Raw genomic sequence first — 15,783 nt, forward strand, 5'->3', positions numbered from 1 at the left:
CTACGTTGCGTGTTATACCGCCATCGCGAGCAGGCTCGCTCCCACAGTTGTTTTGTGTACTAGCCGAAATTTAGCGGCGATCCGCCACAACGCCGATCAACACCAGCACCACCAACAACACCGGCGCCAGGCTGTAGTTGTTGAACTGGCTCAGGCCGCGCACGATCCACGGTGTTGCGTAGATCAATGCCGCACCGCTGCCGATCATGCACAGCAGGGCCATCAACGGGACGCGCAAGGCGCCGGCGATGCTGCCCAGGCGTTGCTCGACCCAACCTTTGATATCCGCGCCAAACAGCACCAGCAGGCAGCCCACCAACGCCAGGGCGATTTCCGACAGGTTGCTGCGGCTCCAGCGGGACACGGTGGCGAGCAGATCCAGTACCAAATCCATTCGAATTCCTTATGTCAGAAAATTCTGTAGCAAGTCATTGAGGAACAGCTGTCCGCGCATCGTCGCCGCCAGACGTGACGGTTCGACCTGCAGCAAGCCACTTTGTTCGGCCTCGCGACGGCCTTGTGCAAGGCTTTCCAGGGTCAAGCCGGTGCGCTCCGGATACAGGCGCGCTTCGACACCCTCAGTCAGGCGCAGGGCATTCATCAGGAATTCAAACGGCAGCTCTTCGTTGGTCAGGGCTTTCTCGCCAGCCTGAAAGCTCTTTGCCGGGTTGAGGTAGTCCTTCGGCAGGCGAGTCTTCCAGGTGCGGACAATACGCCCATCCGGATGGCTGAGCTTGCCGTGCGCCCCGGCACCGATGCCGATGAAGTCACCGAAACTCCAGTAATTGAGGTTATGCCGCGCCGGGCGCCCGTGTTGGGCATACGCCGAGACTTCATACTGGGCGTAACCGTGTTCGGCCAACAGCGCCTGACCCGCCTCCTGAATGTCCCACAGGGTGTCGTCTTCCGGCAGGGTCGGCGGCTGATTCCAGAATACGGTGTTCGGCTCCAGCGTCAGCTGATACCAGGACAGATGAGTCGGCTTCAGTGCAATGGCCTGACGCAGGTCGTCCAGTGCATCGTCCAGGGACTGATCGGGCAAGCCGTGCATCAGGTCCAGGTTGAAATTGTCGAACCCGGCCTGCCGGGCCATGCCAGCGGCGCGAATTGCTTCATCGCCGTTATGAATCCGCCCCAGGGCCTTGAGCTTCTCTTGCTGGAAGCTCTGGATGCCGATCGACAGTCGATTGATGCCCAATGCCCGGTAAGCGACGAATTTTTCCTGCTCGAAGGTCCCGGGGTTGGCTTCCAGGGTGATTTCGATGTCGCTGGCAAACGGGATTCGCTGCTCCACGCCTTTGAGCAAACGGCCCAACGCTTGCGCACTGAACAGGCTCGGCGTGCCGCCACCGAAGAAGATCGAGCTCAGTTCACGGCCGTAAACCGCGTGCAGGTCTTGATCAAGGTCCGCCAGCAGGGCGTCCACATACTCTTCTTCCGGCAGCACGGGGCTGGCCGTGTGGGAGTTGAAGTCGCAATAGGGGCATTTGCGTACGCACCACGGAATGTGGATGTACAACGCCAGCGGCGGCAACTGAGGCAGGGCCGCGCGGGGCGATTGCGCGCCGCCGAAGATCAGCGGCGACGCCGATGAGTCGTGGGTCATTTCAGGCTCAGACGTTGGCGCAGCAAATCCATTGCACGGGCGCGGTGGCTGAGCTGGTTTTTCTCGGCCGGGCTCAATACTGCGCTGGAGCAGTCACGCTCCGGCACCCAGAACAGCGGATCGTAGCCAAAACCGTGCTCGCCGCTGGCCTCGGTCAGGATCCGCCCGTGCCACAAGCCTTCGCAGAGAATGGGCAGTGGATCGTCGGCGTGACGCACCAGTGCCAGCACGCAGACGAACTGTGCGCCGCGTTCGGCTTCAGGTACGTCTTTGAGCGCATCAAGCAGCTTGGCGTTGTTCGCTGCGTCGCCCTGGCCGTCGGCGTAGCGCGCCGAGTAGATACCTGGCGCACCGCCAAGGAAGTCCACCGCCAACCCCGAATCATCGGCCAGCGCCGGCAAACCGGAGATGCGCGCGGCGTTGCGGGCTTTGAGGATGGCGTTTTCGACGAACGACAGGCCGGTTTCTTCGGGCTCGACGCTGCTGAACTCGCCAATCGAACGCAAGTGCACCGATTCGCCGAGCATGGCCTGGAGTTCCTTGAGTTTGCCGGCGTTATGGCTGGCCAATACGAGTTGCGTGAAGTTGATCATTCGCCGGGGAAGAGCTCTTGGTTGAAATTGATGGTGTTGATTTTGTCGCCGGTTTGCACATTGATTTCGAAGGTGCGGACTTCCTGCTGATCCACCGGGAACTGGGCGATATAGTAGACCGCTCCTGTTTCGGTGATCTGTTTGAATTTCAGCGGGACGCTTTGGCTGGTCAGGTCTTTCACTGTGCCTGTGACATTGGCGATCAGCGGTTGGCCGGCCTTGATCACTGACACATTGATCACGCCCTGATTCTTGCTGCGAATCAGCGCCGCTGCTTTGGCGATGTCCGGTTGCAGATAGGTGGAATTGAAGGTGTTGTAGTGCACCGTCACGTCACCGAAGGTTTCCTGGCGCTCGCCTTTGATGGCTTCGGCGGCCATCGCGCTGACGCTCAGGCAGGCCGTTAATAGAAACAGGGCTAGACGACCCATGATCGTTCTCCTCAAAATTACCCGGTTAGACCGCTACCTGGTGATCCTGCAGGCCAGGACTGCTGACGCGGTAGATGCCAATCTCACCTAATAGATTAGGCCATAGCTTACTGGCCCACCCGTGTCGGTGTTGTTGATCGACGGCAAGCCGATCGATGACCTTGGCTTCACGTTCGCGGCACAGCGCCTCAAAGTCTTCAAAAGTGCAGAAGTGGATGTTCGGCGTGTTGTACCAGGTGTATGGCAAAAATTCCGAAACCGGCATCCGGCCCTTGCTCGCCAGGTACCAGCGGCAGCGCCAGTGACCGAAGTTGGGGAAGGTGATAATGCACTGACGACCGACCCGCAGCATTTCGTCGAGGATCTTGTCCGGGTAATGCACGGCTTGCAGGGCCTGGGTCATCACCACGATGTCGAAACTGTTACTGGCAAAGTTGCCCAGGCCCTTATCCAGGTCCTGCTCGATGACGTTGATGCCCTTGGCCACGCATTCGGCGATATTGTCCGCATCGTTTTCCAGCCCGTAGCCGGTCACTTGCTTGTTGTCGCGCAGCCAGGTCAGCAGCTCGCCATCACCGCAACCGAGGTCGAGCACGCGGCTGCCGGCGGGGATCCATTCCTGGATGATTTCCAGATCGGCTCTCATGTCTTCCTCAAAGCGATATACGGTTCATGTAGTTGCTGAACGCCTGCAAGTAACGCGGGATCGGAATCAGGAAGGCGTCGTGGCCTTGCGGAGCGTCGATCTCCAGGTAGCAAACGTCTTTTTTGGCCGCCATCAGCGCGTCCACCAGTTCCCGTGAGCGGGCAGGGGAGAAGCGCCAGTCGGTGGTGAAGGACATCACGCAGAACTTGGCTTTGGCACCGGCGAAGGTTTTCGCCAGGTTATCGTCGAAGTTCGCCGCCGGATCGAAGTAGTCCAGCGCTTTGGTCATCAGCAGGTAAGTGTTGGCATCGAAGCGCCCGGAGAACTCCTCGCCCTGATAACGCAGGTAGCTTTCGACCTGGAACTCGACGCTGTGGAAGTCGTAGTTGAGCTTTTCACTCTTCAGGCCACGGCCGAATTTCTCGCCCATGGAGTCGTCCGACAGGTAGGTGATGTGTCCGACCATTCGCGCCAGCATCAGCCCGCGCTTGGGGATCACGCCCAGTTCCTGGAACGAACCGCCATGGAACTCTGGATCGGTGAGAATCGCCTGACGCGCCACTTCGTTGAACGCGATGTTCTGCGCCGACAGTTTGGGCGCCGAGGCAATGGCGAGGCAGTGACGGATGCGATCAGGGTAAGTGATGCTCCACTGCATCGCTTGCATACCGCCCAGACTCCCGCCGATCACGGCGGCCCACTGGTTGATGCCGATCCGGTCCGCCAGACGCGCCTGGCTGTGGACCCAGTCTTCGACGGTCAGCACCGGGAAATCAGCGCCGAACGGTTTGCCGGTGTCCGGGTTGATGCTGCTTGGGCCGGTGGAGCCGTTGCAGCCACCGAGGTTGTTCAGGCTGACGACGAAAAATTTGTTGGTATCGATCGGTTTGCCCGGGCCGATGCAGCTGTCCCACCAACCGGGTTTGCGGTCGTCAAGGCTGTGAAAACCGGCGGCGTGATGGTGACCGGACAAGGCATGGCAAATCAGCACGGCGTTACTCGCCGTGGCATTCAGCGTGCCGTAGGTTTCATAGATCAGGTCATAGGCTGGCAAAGAGCGGCCGCAGGCAAGGGCCAGGGGCTCGCTGAAGTGCGCCACTTGCGGCGTCACCAGACCAACAGAATCGGCGGGAAAGGCAGTTGGCATCGACCCTGCTCTCGTTGAAATGAGGCGTAAGTCTAATGAGCAGGGACCCCAGCGGCAAGCAAAGGCCGGGCCTGATTTCATTCAGCTGGACCGAGGCGTTGCAATCGCGAGCAGGCTCGCTCCCACAGGGGATTGCATTCCAAATGTGGGAGCGAGCTTGCTCGCGATGAACGATGACGCGGTCAGCCTGCCGGGCGCACCAGATCCGGCAACTCCGGGAGCTTTTTCGGCGAGCTGATCCGAACCCGCTTCTGCCGGTTCAGCTCACCGCTGATCAGGCTCACTTGGCTCTTGGACACCCCAAACGCCTTGGCCAGAAACGCCATCAGGTAGGCGTTGGCCTTGCCCTCGACTGGCGGTGCGGTCAGGCGGATTTTCAGCCGGTCCCCATGCAGCCCGCAGAAATCATCGCTGCGGGCCGCCGGTTGCAGGTGACACTCCAGAATCAGATCGTCACCGTCCCAGCGAAAATAGCTCATCAGATCAGACCGAGCAGCCCGTTTGGCATGAAGGCATAGTACGCAAGGCGTGGGATCACCCAGCTTTGCAGCAACTGGATCAAGATAAACGCGAAGATCGGCGAGATGTCGAGGCCGCCCAGGTTCGGAATCATGCGGCGGAACGGGGCCAGGACCGGTTCAGTAATCTGAGCGACCAGTTCAGCGCCCGGATTATGGCTCCCCGGGGCAACCCAGGACAGAATCACGCTGATGATCATCGCGTAGAACAGAATATTCAAAAACAGCGAGAAGATCGCGATCAGTGCCCATGGCACCAAAAACAGCCAGTCAACCTGGAAGCCTTTGAGAAACAGGATGATCGCGATCAGTAGCATCTGCACGATCAGGGCCAGTACCAGCGACGACATGTCCAGCCCGAACATGCTCGGGATGACCCGGCGCAGAGGCTTGAGCAGAGGTTGAGTGGCTTTCACGATGAACTGGCAGAGCGGGTTGTAAAAGTTCGCCCGAACCAATTGCAGGATGAAGCGCAGCAGCACGATCAGCAGGTACAGGCTGCCCAAGGTTTTAATGATGAAAATGGCAGCGTCATTGAGTCCGAGCATTATTGATTCCTTTGTAAGAGCTGATTAGCGACCCAGTTGTTCGGCCATTTCGGCCGAGCGGTGCGCGGCGGCACCCAGTGCTTTTTCGACCAGGGCTTCGAAGCCGCCGGCCTGGAAGGTCTTGATCGCGGCTTCGGTGGTGCCCGCAGGCGACGTCACGCGACGGCGCAACTCAGCCGCGTCGACATCACTGGCGACCGCCATGTGTGCGGCGCCCAGCGCTGTTTGCAGCGTCAACTGGGCCGCGATATCCCGTGGCAGTCCAAGTTTTTCGCCCGCAGCAGTCATGGCTTCGATCAGCAGGAAGAAGTACGCAGGGCCGCTACCGGAAACAGCGGTGACCGCGTCCAGTTGCTGCTCTTCGTTCAGCCACAGGGCGATGCCAACGGCTGACAGCAGCTCTTGAGCTTGCTGACGCTGTTCGGCAGTCACTTGGGTCGTGGCGAACAAACCGCTCACGCCCTGACGCAGCAGCGCCGGGGTGTTGGGCATGCAACGCACGATCGGCTGAGCGCCGAGCCAGTTGTTCATGCTGGCGCAGGTGATCCCGGCGGCAATCGACACCACCAGTTGATTCGGTGCAAGGCTTGGACGCAGTGCTTCGCACACGGCTTTCATCGCCTGGGGTTTGACTGCCAGTACGACTACGTCTGCGCCTTGAACGGCGTCAGCGTTATCGGCGAACACTTCGATACCGTGTTCGGCGCTTACCCGTGCACGGGTTTCAGCACCCGGATCGCTGGCGCGGATCTGCGCGGCTTCCAGGCCTTTGGCCCGCAGGCCGCCGATCAGGCTGGCGGCCATGTTTCCGGCACCGATAAAGGCAATACGTGTCTTGCTCATGTCAGGTCCTTATAGAGAGGTGTGTCAGCCACGTCAGGGCTGGCCGGCTATTGATGACCAGGGGCTCGGGCGCCAAACAGGGCCGTACCGATACGAACCCAAGTAGCGCCCATGGCGATGGCCGACTCGAGGTCGTGGCTCATGCCCATGGAAAGTGTGTCGAGTGGCAGATTCAGGCTGGCTTGTACGCTCTTGCTCAAGTCGCGCACGGTCGCAAAGGCTGCGTCTTGTGCGGCGCGATCTTCGGTCGGCTCGGGAATTGCCATCAAACCGCGCAGTTTCAACCGTGGCAACGCACTGATGGCACTGACCAGCGCCGGCAGATCGGCCGGAGTGCAGCCGGATTTGCTGGCTTCACCGCTTACATTGACCTGAATGCAGATGTTCAGTGGCGGCAGTTCGGCCGGGCGCTGTTCGGACAGCCGTTGTGCGATTTTCAAGCGATCCACGGAATGCACCCAAGCGAAGTTCTCGGCGATAGCGCGCGTCTTGTTCGATTGAATGGGGCCGATGAAGTGCCAACTCAAGGGCAGGTCGGCCAACTCGAGCTGTTTGCCCAGGGCCTCCTGCAGATAGTTCTCACCGAAGTCGTGCACACCGGCGGCGTAGGCTTCACGCACGGCGTCGCTGGGTTTGGTCTTGCTCACGGCCAGCAGCCGGACGCTGTGTTCGGCACGTTGCGCAGCCTGTTCCGCAGCGCGGATGCGCGCAGCTACCTGTGCAATGTTGTCTGCTATCGTGGACATTAAAGGGACGCCGGCAGTCTGAGGTTCGCGGCATTCTACTGGAATTGGGGAGTGCTATGGATATCACTGAACTGCTGGCTTTCTGCGCCAAACAGGGGGCTTCCGACTTGCACCTGTCGGCGGGGCTGCCGCCGATGATCCGGGTGGATGGCGATGTGCGGCGGATTAACCTGCCAGCGCTGGACGACAAGCAGGTACGCGAGTTGATCTACGCAATCATGAACGACAAGCAGCGGGTGGAGTTCGAGCAGGCACTGGAGACCGACTTTTCCTTTGAAGCGCCGGGTGTGGCGCGTTTTCGGGTCAATGCGTTCAATCAGTTTCGCGGCCCGGGTGCGGTGTTCCGCACCATCCCGTCGAAAATCCAGAGCATGGAGACGCTCGGTATGGGGGATGTGTTTCGCCGTATTACCGACGCCACTCGCGGACTGGTGCTGGTCACCGGGCCCACTGGCTCCGGCAAGTCGACCACCCTGGCGACGATGATCGATTACCTGAACAGCCACCGGCATCACCATATTCTCACCATTGAAGACCCCATCGAATTCGTCCATGAGTCGCGCAAATGCCTGATCAACCAGCGTGAGGTGCACCGCGACACGCTCAGTTTCTCGACCGCTCTGCGCTCGGCGCTGCGCGAAGATCCGGACGTGATTATGGTGGGCGAGATGCGTGACCTTGAAACCATTCGCCTTGCGCTGACGGCGGCGGAGACCGGGCATCTGGTCTTTGGCACCTTGCACACCAACTCGGCGGCGAAAACCATTGATCGGGTGGTGGACGTGTTTCCGGGTGAGGAGAAGTCGATGGTGCGCTCGATGCTCTCGGAGTCGTTGCAAGCGGTGATTTCCCAGACGCTGATCAAGAAGATCGGCGGTGGCCGGGTCGCGGCTCACGAAATCATGATTGGCACCTCGGCGATCCGTAACCTGATCCGCGAAGACAAGATTGCGCAGATGTACTCGTCTATTCAGACCGGGAGTTCGCAGGGGATGCAGACGCTGGATATGTGCTTGAAGGACCTGGTGAGCAAAGGCTTGATCAGTCGCGAGCATGCGCGGGAGAAGGCGCGGTCACCGGATAATTTCTGAGGAGATGGAATGCGGACTTGTGGCGAGGGAGCTTGCTCCCGCTGGGTCGCGAAGCGGCCCTAAAAACCTGCTAGCGAGTTTTATCAGGCAAATCGCAGTGCCCGGATTACGACTGCTTCGCAGCCGAACGGGAGCAAGCTCCCTCGCCACAATGATCTTGCTTCGGATCAGCGCTGAGCGATGCGCAGGGTGTGCGGTTCTTTCGTTTGAACCCGCTTGGCAACCACATAGTGGCTTTCCCAGTACGGTTTCTTCAGGGTGTCGATGGTCACCGACTTGCCACGACGCGGTGCGTGGATGAAGCGGTCGTTGCCCAGGTAAATGGCAACGTGATTGACCTTGCGACTCTTGATGTTGAAGAAAATCAGGTCGCCCGGCTTCAGGTCCTTACGCTCGATTTTCTGCCCGTGTCCAGCGGCCATGGCGTTGGAGGTGCGTGGCAGATCAACGGCGGCGACGTCGTTAAAGGCGTATTTCACCAGCCCGCTGCAATCGAACCCTTTACTTGGGCTGCTGCCGCCCCAACGATAAGGAGTGCCGAGCACGTTTACCGCACGGCTCAGTACATTGCTGCTCTGTTTGGCCGCCATCGGCGGGACCAGTTTGCTGTCGGCCTTGCTCAGGTGAGTCAGACCTTTTACAGCGTGCTTGTGTTTGTTGGTAGCAACAGAAACATGAGATTTAGGGGTGTAACCATTAACGTTCGGAAGACGTTGCTCACGATTGGTGGCGTGGGCGGCCAGTGGCATTAATAGGCAAATGGTTAGCCATGTCTTGAAAAATGGACGCATTAGGCAAGGCTCTATATGGGGAAGCGCGCAACTTTATAACAGCTTTTTTGTCCTTTCCGAGGCCGTTGGTCGATTCAACCTGGAGGTCAAATCCGCCAAAAGCGCGGCAAAAAGGATCAATTGTCTGGCACAAGTCAGGCGCTACAAGGCTTTGACGGGAGAGAAGGTAGCATCTGCCATATGTCGGGCGCCTGTAAAAAAGTCACAAAGAATTCAAGAATATTTATCTATCGTGTGAAAAGAGGTCCTCCATGAACACCTATCAGCAACCTGCTCCATACCAGGACACCCACAGCAAGGTGATCGGTTACCTGTTGTGGATTTTCGGTTTTACCGGTGCTCACCGGTTCTACTACGGCAAGCCGGTGACCGGAACGATCTGGTTTTTCACGTTCGGATTGCTGGGGATTGGCTGGCTGATCGACCTGTTCCTGATTCCAGCCATGGACCGTGAAGCAGACCTGCGTTTTACCGCCGGGCCTATCGAGTACAGCGTCGCCTGGATCCTGCTGACGTTCCTCGGCGTATTCGGCATCCATCGCATGTATCAAGGCAAGTGGCTGACGGGTCTGCTGTACCTGGTGACCGGTGGGTTGTTCTTTCTGGGGGTGCTGTATGACTTCTGGACGTTGAACGATCAGATTTCCGTGCGTAACGCTCAGAGCCGTTAAGCCTCCTGTGGCGAAGGGCAAGCCCTTCGCCACATTTTGTGCCCGGTGACCGGTTCACCTATCCGTACAGGTTGTAACGTATCGCTCCCGGCAAGATTTGCCCGAAGATTTCACCTTTGATAGATGTTGTTAGTTAAATATATTATTTTAATAGCTCTATCTGAAAAGCAATGAATGCAAGCATGGTGACAGTGTAGAGTGTTGAAACAATAATATGATTGGGTGCGTACCAATAATCAATGCTGCCTGCTAGAAGGAGGAAGGATAGGGCTCCTGAAATAAATGAAAGTGTTTTTAGTATGGCACCTGCGGGGCGGTTGTTTTTTATTTTTGTGCGATGAAGTAGTTGTAGAAGGTGCAGGGTTACCAAGGCTAGGCATACAAGGATTATTGCGCCGATTGGCAGGCCTATTGAATCTTGGTCTATAGGGTAAACGCCTGCTGAAAGATTATTTATGATAGCGGCTATGCCTATGCCGGATGTTGCCAGGACAAGAGTTGGGTAAGCGTAATTCAAGTGGTTTTGGAGCGTTTTCATTTTAATGGCTTCTTGAGTGCTGGAAGCAAATGACATAGGGGCTGTTTTAAATTAATTGGGCTGGAAACCAGTTCCGCTTAAGCTGATTCTGTGTTCGCCCGGTATTTCAATTTCATAACGTGTTCCTGAAAGTACCCTGCCTGCCGAAGTCAAGGTCTCCAGTAATATTGGTCTGTTGCTCTCGTTGAAATCATAAATATCATTATAAGCTTTCAAAATACCGTCGAATGTCCAGGACCCGTTCGTGTGTCTCGTAAAATTCCCTTCGGCTTTCAGCGTTATTCGGCCTAAGTAAGCACCGGTGATTGCACTGTCGAATCGCGTTTCATAGGCTACCTTGGGAGCTAATAGGTGGTAGCTTCCGGCCTCTCGTGTGCTGACTATCGTGTTGGCTAATAGTGGGATTTCATGGGCTTTTATGTCTAGGCCAATGTTATTGATGTTAACGCTGAGCTTTTCACCGTTTCCCCAAAGGTAGTGAGTGAGAGCCTTTACTGGGGTGAATGTTCCGCCCGAAAGCTCGGGTGTAAGTGCTTCATATTTTAAGCTGTATGGATGGGTCGATGACACTCGGATAAGCGCTTCTTTGCTGTCTAGTTTTTGTTGCACGGCCAACGTATCAGCGAGGCTGAAGTTTACGAGTTTGTTTTTGAAGTAGGCATGGGTGATGATGGGGGCGTTATTTAATAAGTAGTTGTCGCTTTCTGTGAGTTTCCAAAGGTCTTTTATGGCGCCAGACGCGTCATTGTAGTTGATTGCTCTGTCGAGCATTTTTAATTCGTATGTGAACGCCTGGATGCCGCTTTTCATTTCCAGCCATTCATGGAGCATATCCATTTCAGCTGAAGAGATGGCGGAGCCATCACAGAGCGGCAGTGAGTAAGTCATGCCGTCGTTGGTGATGATAGCTTCGCCGACTCCCTGCCAATCAGCTATTGCGTATTTGCCCCATTTAAAACCGGGGTCTATAGTAAACCCGCCTGAATTTCCGGTAGTGCCCATGGTGACGATTGGAGGCAGTGTCAGTCCGTTTCTCATGTGTTACTCCATTTTATAGTTTCTGCTTTCAGGGTCGTATTTAGTTGGCTTTCCTTTTACTGGTTTAATACTAAATGATGGGTTGTAAATCTGCGTCTAATAACCTTGTGGGTTGTTTCTGCTTGTGATGAAGCCCGCTTCAGGCAATCTGCATGGATGCCGAACTTTCCTTGTTGTTGGATGGCCATTTCTTCAGGGTTTAAGGAGGGGGCTTACGGATATGTGTTAGTTGGCAAAGCTATCTGCATCGGCCTGTATCAGGGCGGGGGCTGTACGGGGTGATGGGCGGGTTGGTGATGCTGGGAGGGGGGTATGACTTCTGGACGTTGAATGATCAGATTTCTGTGCGTAACGCTCAGAGTCGCTGAAAATGTGGCGAGGGGGCTTGCCCCCGTTCGACTGCACAGCAGTCGCAAAAGCAGCTAGTGGGTTCTATCTGAAAGAACTCGGCTGCTGATATGGGGCTGCTTCGCAGCCCAACGGGGGCAAGCCCCCTCGCCACAGGTGACGCGTCTTACGCCTGGTGGCTGATCCGTCCATCCACCAGGGTGTAGCGCACCACACCCGGCAGGCTATGGCCGAGGAACGGGCAGTTTTCACCCTTTGATAGCCAGTGTTCACCGGCCACGGTGGACGCGGCTGGATCGAACACCACCAGGTCCGCCGGAGCCCCCACCGCCAGCTTGCCTGCCGGCAGGCGCAGGGCCTCGGCCGGGCCGGCACTCAAGCGCGCCAGCAGCGTCGGCAGATCAAGCAAACCGTCTTCCACAAGCGTCAGGGCCAGCGGCAGCAGCAGTTCAACGCTGCTGATGCCCGGCTCGGTCGCGCCGAACGGGGCCAGCTTGGCGTCGCGTTCATGTGGCTGGTGATGGCTGGAGATGGCCTGGACCACCCCGGACTTCACAGCGGCACGCAGGCCATCGCGGTCAGCGCGGGTGCGCAGCGGCGGCTGGACGTGATACAGGCTATTGAAGTCGATCAGCGCTTCGTCGGTGAGGATCAGCTGATACAGCGCTACATCGGCGGTCACCGGCAGTCCACGAGCCTGAGCCTGAGCAATCAGAGCCACGCCGCGCGCGCTGGTGAGCTGGCTGAAGTGCGCACGCACGCCGGTTTGTTCGACCAGCAGCAGATCACGAGCCAGGGCCACGGTTTCCGCGGTTTCCGGAATCCCCGGCAAGCCGAGGAAGCTTGCGGTCGGGCCTTCGTGAGCCAGGCCACCTTCGGCCAGATCATGATCCTGGGAATGGAAGATCACCGTCAGGTCGAATGTTGCTGCGTATTCCAGCGCCCGGCACAGGGTGCGGGTGTTGCGGAAACTCTCCAGGCCGTTACCGAATGCAATACAACCGGCATCGCGCAGGGCAATGAGTTCGGCCAGTTGTTCGCCGTCCAGACCTTTGCTCAGGGCGCCAATCGGGAAGACCTTGGCATTACCGGCCTCGCGGGCGCGGTCGAGGATCAGTTCGGCCACGGCGGAGGTGTCGAGCACCGGTTTGGTCCGTGGTGGGCAGCACAGGCTGGTGACACCGCCCGCCGCAGCGGCGCGGGTTTCACTGGCAATCGTGCCTTTGCGGCTGTAACCCGGTTCGCGCAGGGCGACGTTCAGGTCAACGAGGCCGGGAGCGACCACCAGACCCTTGGCCTCAATGGTGTCGACGGCGACGAAACCGGCTGGAGCGGCGCCAATGGCGACGATCTTGCAGGCTTCGATGTGGATATCGGTCACTTGATCCAGGCCCGTGCCTGGATCGATGACGCGGGCGCCGAGAATGCTGAGCTTCACTGGGCCTTCTCCTGCTCGAATTGGCGCTGGGCAGTTTGCCCGCTCATGGCCATGGACAACACGGCCATACGAATGGCGATCCCGTAGGTCACCTGATTGAGGATCACCGAATGCGGACCGTCGGCCACCGCCGATTCGATCTCAACGCCTCGGTTGATCGGGCCGGGGTGCATGACGATGGCATCCGGCTTGGCACCGGCCAGGCGTGCGGTGGTCAGGCCGAACAGGCGATAGAACTCGCCTTCGCTCGGCAGCAGGCCGCCGGTCATGCGTTCACGCTGCAAGCGCAGCATGATCACCACGTCGACGTCTTTCAGGCCTTCGGTCATGTCGGTGTAGACCTTTACGCCGTACTGCTCGATACCGATCGGCAGCAGGGTTTTCGGGGCGATCACGCGGATGTCCGGGCAGCCGAGGGTTTTGAGCGCGAGCATGTTCGAGCGTGCGACCCGCGAGTGCAGGATATCGCCGACGATGGCCACGGAAAGGTTTTCGAAACTGCCTTTGTGCCGACGGATGGTCAGCATGTCGAGCATGCCCTGGGTCGGGTGGGCGTGACGGCCGTCACCGCCGTTAATGATCGCCACCTGTGGGCAAACATGTTCGGCGATGAAGTGTGCGGCGCCGGAGTCACCGTGGCGCACGACGAACATGTCGGCGGCCATGGCTTCGAGGTTGCGCAGGGTGTCGAGCAGGGTTTCGCCCTTGCTCGCCGACGACGTCGACACGTTCAGGGTGATCACGTCCGCCGACAGCCGCTGGGCTGCCAGTTCGAAGGTGGTGCGGGTGCGGGTGGAGTTTTCGAAGAACACATTGCACACGGTCTTGCCGCGCAGCAGCGGGACTTTCTTTACGGCCCGGGCACCGACTTCGAGGAACGAGTCAGCAGTGTCGAGGATTTCCGTCAGCAGCTCGCGGCGCAAACCGTCGAGCGAGAGGAAGTGGCGCAGCTGGCCCTGATCATTGAGCTGCAGCGGGCGCTTGGTGTCTAGAGGCGTCATCGCAATGGACTCTTTAAAAGGGCGAATTAAAGGGCGAGGTCTTGAAGTTCGAGTTGCAGCGGGTCGGGGCCGGTCAGTTTGACCCGCTCATGGGCCGCGAGCGACAGAGTTGCACCGACCACGTTCGGGCGGATGGGCAGCTCGCCGGCATCCAGATCGAGCAGGCACACCAGGGTGACGCTGGCCGGGCGGCCGTAATCGAAGAGTTCGTTCATGGCCGCGCGGATGGTCCGGCCGCTCATCAGCACGTCGTCGATCAGCACCAGGTGCTGGCCTTCGATTTCAAACGGCAGCGCCGAAGGACGGACCTGTGGGTGCAGTCCGCTCTGGCTGAAGTCGTCGCGGTAGAAGGAAACATCCAGCGTTCCCAGTGGCGAGTCGCTGCCAAGTTCTTCGAGCAAGGCCTGAGCGACCCATACGCCACCGGTGCGAATGCCGATGTAGCGCGGTTCGCTGATGCCCCGTTTGGCCAGATAGGTGTCAAGACGGGTCGCCATCTGGCTGATCAGTTCGGCAGGATTGGGCAGGCTCATGGTTGCTCCTTCATGGTCCCGAGCACGCTGCGTGCACGGTGCTCGGTTGTAGCTAAGAGAGACGCCGGGCGCCTCTTCAGGATTCGGCTTTCAGGATTCGAACAATGCACCGTTTTCGTCGAGCCAGCCTTGCAGCAGCAGGGCGGCGGCGATGGCGTCGACCGGGTTGTCGCGGTAACTGCCTTTCTGCCCGCCACGGATCAGACGTTCGCCTTTGGCTTCGAAGGTGGTCAGGCGTTCATCGTGGGTATAAAAGGGCAGGTTGTAGCGGCCATTCAGACGACGGGCGAATTTCTCGGCCCGCAAGCACATGTCACTGGGCGTGCCGTCCATGTTCAGCGGCAGGCCAACCACCACGGCGTCGGGTTTCCATTCCTTGATCAGCGCTTCGACCTGATTCCAGTCCGGAATGCCGTTTTGCGCCTTCAAGGTGCAGAGCTCGCGGGCCTGGCCGGTAATCACCTGGCCGACCGCAACGCCGATCTGTTTGGTGCCGTAGTCAAAACCCAGAATCAGACGCAGGGCCATCAGGCGTGTCCCGCCTGGCTGGTCAGCAGGCTGAGGTTGATGCCCAGTCGCTTGGCAGCCGCCTCCAGACGCAGTTCGCTGCTGGTGTTGAACAGAATGTCGGCATCGAACGGGCAGGTCAGCCAGGCGTTATCGGCCAGTTCGACCTCCAGTTGCCCGGCTTCCCAGCCGGCGTAACCGAGGGCGATCAGGCTTTTGGCCGGGCCAATGCCGTCGGCAATGGCAAACAGCACGTCCTGGGACGTGGACAGCGCCAGGCCATCGAGTTCTACCGTCGCCTGATACGTCGAGCCGATCGGGTGCAGGACAAAACCACGATCAGTCTGCACCGGGCCACCGGTGAAAATCGGCACGTGCTGGCACAGTGGCGGCGGCTCTATGTCGGGGCGCAATTGCTCGAGAATATCCGCCAGGCTCAGGTCCTGAGGGCGGTTGATGATCAACCCCATGGCACCATTGGCCGTGTGCTCGACGATGTAGGTCAAGGTGTGCGCAAAGTTCGGGTCGGCCATGTGAGGCATGGCGATCAGGAAGTGATGCTTGAGGTAGCTGGGGCTGACGTTCTTCATGTCCGCTAGTGTGGCGTTGGAGGGGCAAACTGACAAGCCGGGGATGCCGCAATTTGGCAGTCGACAGCGATCAAATGTGGGAGCGAGCCTGCTCGCGATGACGGCGGTAGATTCAAAGTTGAAGTGTCAGACAGACCGCTATCGCGAGCAGGCTCGCTC

20 protein-coding genes are annotated in these 15,783 nt (G+C 58.6%); 2 read left to right on the plus strand and 18 right to left on the minus strand.

Annotated features, from left to right (window positions below; genetic code table 11):
• Window positions 1-70 precede the first annotated feature (70 nt).
• The 10 genes from NTD87_RS24430 to NTD87_RS24475 form a co-directional block, all read right to left on the minus strand.
• Window positions 71-394 carry a DUF3392 domain-containing protein gene (locus tag NTD87_RS24430; RefSeq protein WP_262116759.1) on the minus strand — a complete coding sequence of 108 codons (324 nt, stop codon included), beginning with the start codon at window positions 392-394 and terminating at the stop codon, window positions 71-73.
• Window positions 395-403: 9 nt separating this feature from the next.
• Window positions 404-1,606 carry a radical SAM family heme chaperone HemW gene (gene hemW / locus NTD87_RS24435; RefSeq protein ID WP_262116760.1) on the minus strand — a complete coding sequence of 401 codons (1,203 nt, stop codon included), beginning with the start codon at window positions 1,604-1,606 and terminating at the stop codon, window positions 404-406.
• Window positions 1,603-2,199 (minus strand): RdgB/HAM1 family non-canonical purine NTP pyrophosphatase, encoded by a 597-nt coding sequence (gene rdgB, locus NTD87_RS24440; RefSeq protein WP_262116761.1) that lies wholly within the window; start codon window positions 2,197-2,199, stop codon window positions 1,603-1,605. Before rdgB ends, hemW begins: the two co-directional genes overlap by 4 nt.
• Window positions 2,196-2,630, minus strand: coding sequence for a DUF4426 domain-containing protein (locus tag NTD87_RS24445; RefSeq protein WP_262116762.1), 435 nt, complete (start codon window positions 2,628-2,630; stop codon window positions 2,196-2,198). The genes rdgB and NTD87_RS24445 overlap by 4 nt, the downstream gene beginning before the upstream one ends.
• 25 nt (window positions 2,631-2,655) lie before the next feature.
• A complete protein-coding gene (gene metW, locus NTD87_RS24450) occupies window positions 2,656-3,276 on the minus strand; it encodes a methionine biosynthesis protein MetW (RefSeq protein ID WP_071552963.1) in 621 nt (206 codons plus the stop codon).
• A 7-nt stretch (window positions 3,277-3,283) separates the two neighbouring features.
• Complete coding sequence (locus tag NTD87_RS24455) at window positions 3,284-4,423, minus strand: homoserine O-acetyltransferase (protein ID WP_262116763.1); 1,140 nt, start codon at window positions 4,421-4,423, stop codon at window positions 3,284-3,286.
• A gap of 182 nt (window positions 4,424-4,605) precedes the next feature.
• A complete protein-coding gene (locus tag NTD87_RS24460; RefSeq protein WP_262116764.1) occupies window positions 4,606-4,902 on the minus strand; it encodes a DUF167 domain-containing protein in 297 nt (98 codons plus the stop codon).
• A complete protein-coding gene (locus NTD87_RS24465) occupies window positions 4,902-5,489 on the minus strand; it encodes a YggT family protein (RefSeq protein WP_262116765.1) in 588 nt (195 codons plus the stop codon). Before NTD87_RS24465 ends, NTD87_RS24460 begins: the two co-directional genes overlap by 1 nt.
• A 24-nt stretch (window positions 5,490-5,513) precedes the next feature.
• Window positions 5,514-6,332, minus strand: coding sequence for a pyrroline-5-carboxylate reductase (gene proC, locus NTD87_RS24470; protein ID WP_262116766.1), 819 nt, complete (start codon window positions 6,330-6,332; stop codon window positions 5,514-5,516).
• Between the two features lie 47 nt (window positions 6,333-6,379).
• Window positions 6,380-7,078 (minus strand): YggS family pyridoxal phosphate-dependent enzyme, encoded by a 699-nt coding sequence (locus tag NTD87_RS24475; RefSeq protein ID WP_262116767.1) that lies wholly within the window; start codon window positions 7,076-7,078, stop codon window positions 6,380-6,382.
• Between the two features lie 56 nt (window positions 7,079-7,134).
• Between NTD87_RS24475 and NTD87_RS24480 the strand changes: the two genes are divergently transcribed.
• A complete protein-coding gene (locus tag NTD87_RS24480; RefSeq protein ID WP_262116768.1) occupies window positions 7,135-8,169 on the plus strand; it encodes a type IV pilus twitching motility protein PilT in 1,035 nt (344 codons plus the stop codon).
• A gap of 167 nt (window positions 8,170-8,336) precedes the next feature.
• Here the strand turns inward: NTD87_RS24480 and NTD87_RS24485 are convergent, their stop codons facing one another.
• Window positions 8,337-8,960 carry a C40 family peptidase gene (locus NTD87_RS24485; RefSeq protein ID WP_262116769.1) on the minus strand — a complete coding sequence of 208 codons (624 nt, stop codon included), beginning with the start codon at window positions 8,958-8,960 and terminating at the stop codon, window positions 8,337-8,339.
• A gap of 251 nt (window positions 8,961-9,211) precedes the next feature.
• Between NTD87_RS24485 and NTD87_RS24490 the strand changes: the two genes are divergently transcribed.
• On the plus strand, window positions 9,212-9,631 hold the full coding sequence (locus tag NTD87_RS24490) for an NINE protein (protein WP_262116770.1): 420 nt from the start codon (window positions 9,212-9,214) through the stop codon (window positions 9,629-9,631).
• A gap of 142 nt (window positions 9,632-9,773) precedes the next feature.
• On the opposite strand, the gene NTD87_RS24495 is transcribed toward NTD87_RS24490, so the two are convergent.
• The 7 genes from NTD87_RS24495 to NTD87_RS24525 all read right to left on the minus strand — a co-directional run bounded on the left by NTD87_RS24495 (window position 9,774) and on the right by NTD87_RS24525 (window position 15,624).
• Complete coding sequence (locus NTD87_RS24495; RefSeq protein ID WP_262116771.1) at window positions 9,774-10,205, minus strand: hypothetical protein; 432 nt, start codon at window positions 10,203-10,205, stop codon at window positions 9,774-9,776.
• 15 nt (window positions 10,206-10,220) lie between these two features.
• Window positions 10,221-11,207 carry a lipid II-degrading bacteriocin gene (locus NTD87_RS24500; RefSeq protein WP_262116772.1) on the minus strand — a complete coding sequence of 329 codons (987 nt, stop codon included), beginning with the start codon at window positions 11,205-11,207 and terminating at the stop codon, window positions 10,221-10,223.
• Between the two features lie 514 nt (window positions 11,208-11,721).
• On the minus strand, window positions 11,722-12,993 hold the full coding sequence (locus tag NTD87_RS24505) for a dihydroorotase (RefSeq protein WP_262116773.1): 1,272 nt from the start codon (window positions 12,991-12,993) through the stop codon (window positions 11,722-11,724).
• Window positions 12,990-13,994 (minus strand): aspartate carbamoyltransferase catalytic subunit, encoded by a 1,005-nt coding sequence (locus NTD87_RS24510; protein WP_019694074.1) that lies wholly within the window; start codon window positions 13,992-13,994, stop codon window positions 12,990-12,992. Before NTD87_RS24510 ends, NTD87_RS24505 begins: the two co-directional genes overlap by 4 nt.
• A 26-nt stretch (window positions 13,995-14,020) precedes the next feature.
• Complete coding sequence (pyrR, locus tag NTD87_RS24515; protein WP_123426441.1) at window positions 14,021-14,527, minus strand: bifunctional pyr operon transcriptional regulator/uracil phosphoribosyltransferase PyrR; 507 nt, start codon at window positions 14,525-14,527, stop codon at window positions 14,021-14,023.
• Between the two features lie 90 nt (window positions 14,528-14,617).
• A complete protein-coding gene (gene ruvX / locus NTD87_RS24520) occupies window positions 14,618-15,055 on the minus strand; it encodes a Holliday junction resolvase RuvX (RefSeq protein ID WP_262116774.1) in 438 nt (145 codons plus the stop codon).
• The gene (locus NTD87_RS24525; RefSeq protein ID WP_262116775.1) at window positions 15,055-15,624 is read right to left on the minus strand and encodes a YqgE/AlgH family protein; all 570 of its coding nucleotides are present in this window, start codon (window positions 15,622-15,624) and stop codon (window positions 15,055-15,057) included. Before NTD87_RS24525 ends, ruvX begins: the two co-directional genes overlap by 1 nt.
• Window positions 15,625-15,783 lie beyond the last annotated feature (159 nt).

Source organism: Pseudomonas sp. 6D_7.1_Bac1 (assembly GCF_025465945.1).
Taxonomy (GTDB): domain Bacteria; phylum Pseudomonadota; class Gammaproteobacteria; order Pseudomonadales; family Pseudomonadaceae; genus Aquipseudomonas.

What these genes read in the sequence shown, in the direction of transcription:
- NTD87_RS24430 (WP_262116759.1), bottom strand. Translation starts at nt 394, where the DNA reads ATGGATTTGGTACTGGATCTGCTCGCCACCGTGTCCCGCTGGAGCCGC.
- hemW (WP_262116760.1), bottom strand. Translation starts at nt 1,606, where the DNA reads ATGACCCACGACTCATCGGCGTCGCCGCTGATCTTCGGCGGCGCGCAA.
- rdgB (WP_262116761.1), bottom strand. Translation starts at nt 2,199, where the DNA reads ATGATCAACTTCACGCAACTCGTATTGGCCAGCCATAACGCCGGCAAA.
- NTD87_RS24445 (WP_262116762.1), bottom strand. Translation starts at nt 2,630, where the DNA reads ATGGGTCGTCTAGCCCTGTTTCTATTAACGGCCTGCCTGAGCGTCAGC.
- metW (WP_071552963.1), bottom strand. Translation starts at nt 3,276, where the DNA reads ATGAGAGCCGATCTGGAAATCATCCAGGAATGGATCCCCGCCGGCAGC.
- NTD87_RS24455 (WP_262116763.1), bottom strand. Translation starts at nt 4,423, where the DNA reads ATGCCAACTGCCTTTCCCGCCGATTCTGTTGGTCTGGTGACGCCGCAA.
- NTD87_RS24460 (WP_262116764.1), bottom strand. Translation starts at nt 4,902, where the DNA reads ATGAGCTATTTTCGCTGGGACGGTGACGATCTGATTCTGGAGTGTCAC.
- NTD87_RS24465 (WP_262116765.1), bottom strand. Translation starts at nt 5,489, where the DNA reads ATGCTCGGACTCAATGACGCTGCCATTTTCATCATTAAAACCTTGGGC.
- proC (WP_262116766.1), bottom strand. Translation starts at nt 6,332, where the DNA reads ATGAGCAAGACACGTATTGCCTTTATCGGTGCCGGAAACATGGCCGCC.
- NTD87_RS24475 (WP_262116767.1), bottom strand. Translation starts at nt 7,078, where the DNA reads ATGTCCACGATAGCAGACAACATTGCACAGGTAGCTGCGCGCATCCGC.
- NTD87_RS24480 (WP_262116768.1), top strand. Translation starts at nt 7,135, where the DNA reads ATGGATATCACTGAACTGCTGGCTTTCTGCGCCAAACAGGGGGCTTCC.
- NTD87_RS24485 (WP_262116769.1), bottom strand. Translation starts at nt 8,960, where the DNA reads ATGCGTCCATTTTTCAAGACATGGCTAACCATTTGCCTATTAATGCCA.
- NTD87_RS24490 (WP_262116770.1), top strand. Translation starts at nt 9,212, where the DNA reads ATGAACACCTATCAGCAACCTGCTCCATACCAGGACACCCACAGCAAG.
- NTD87_RS24495 (WP_262116771.1), bottom strand. Translation starts at nt 10,205, where the DNA reads ATGTCATTTGCTTCCAGCACTCAAGAAGCCATTAAAATGAAAACGCTC.
- NTD87_RS24500 (WP_262116772.1), bottom strand. Translation starts at nt 11,207, where the DNA reads ATGAGAAACGGACTGACACTGCCTCCAATCGTCACCATGGGCACTACC.
- NTD87_RS24510 (WP_019694074.1), bottom strand. Translation starts at nt 13,994, where the DNA reads ATGACGCCTCTAGACACCAAGCGCCCGCTGCAGCTCAATGATCAGGGC.
- pyrR (WP_123426441.1), bottom strand. Translation starts at nt 14,527, where the DNA reads ATGAGCCTGCCCAATCCTGCCGAACTGATCAGCCAGATGGCGACCCGT.
- ruvX (WP_262116774.1), bottom strand. Translation starts at nt 15,055, where the DNA reads ATGGCCCTGCGTCTGATTCTGGGTTTTGACTACGGCACCAAACAGATC.
- NTD87_RS24525 (WP_262116775.1), bottom strand. Translation starts at nt 15,624, where the DNA reads ATGAAGAACGTCAGCCCCAGCTACCTCAAGCATCACTTCCTGATCGCC.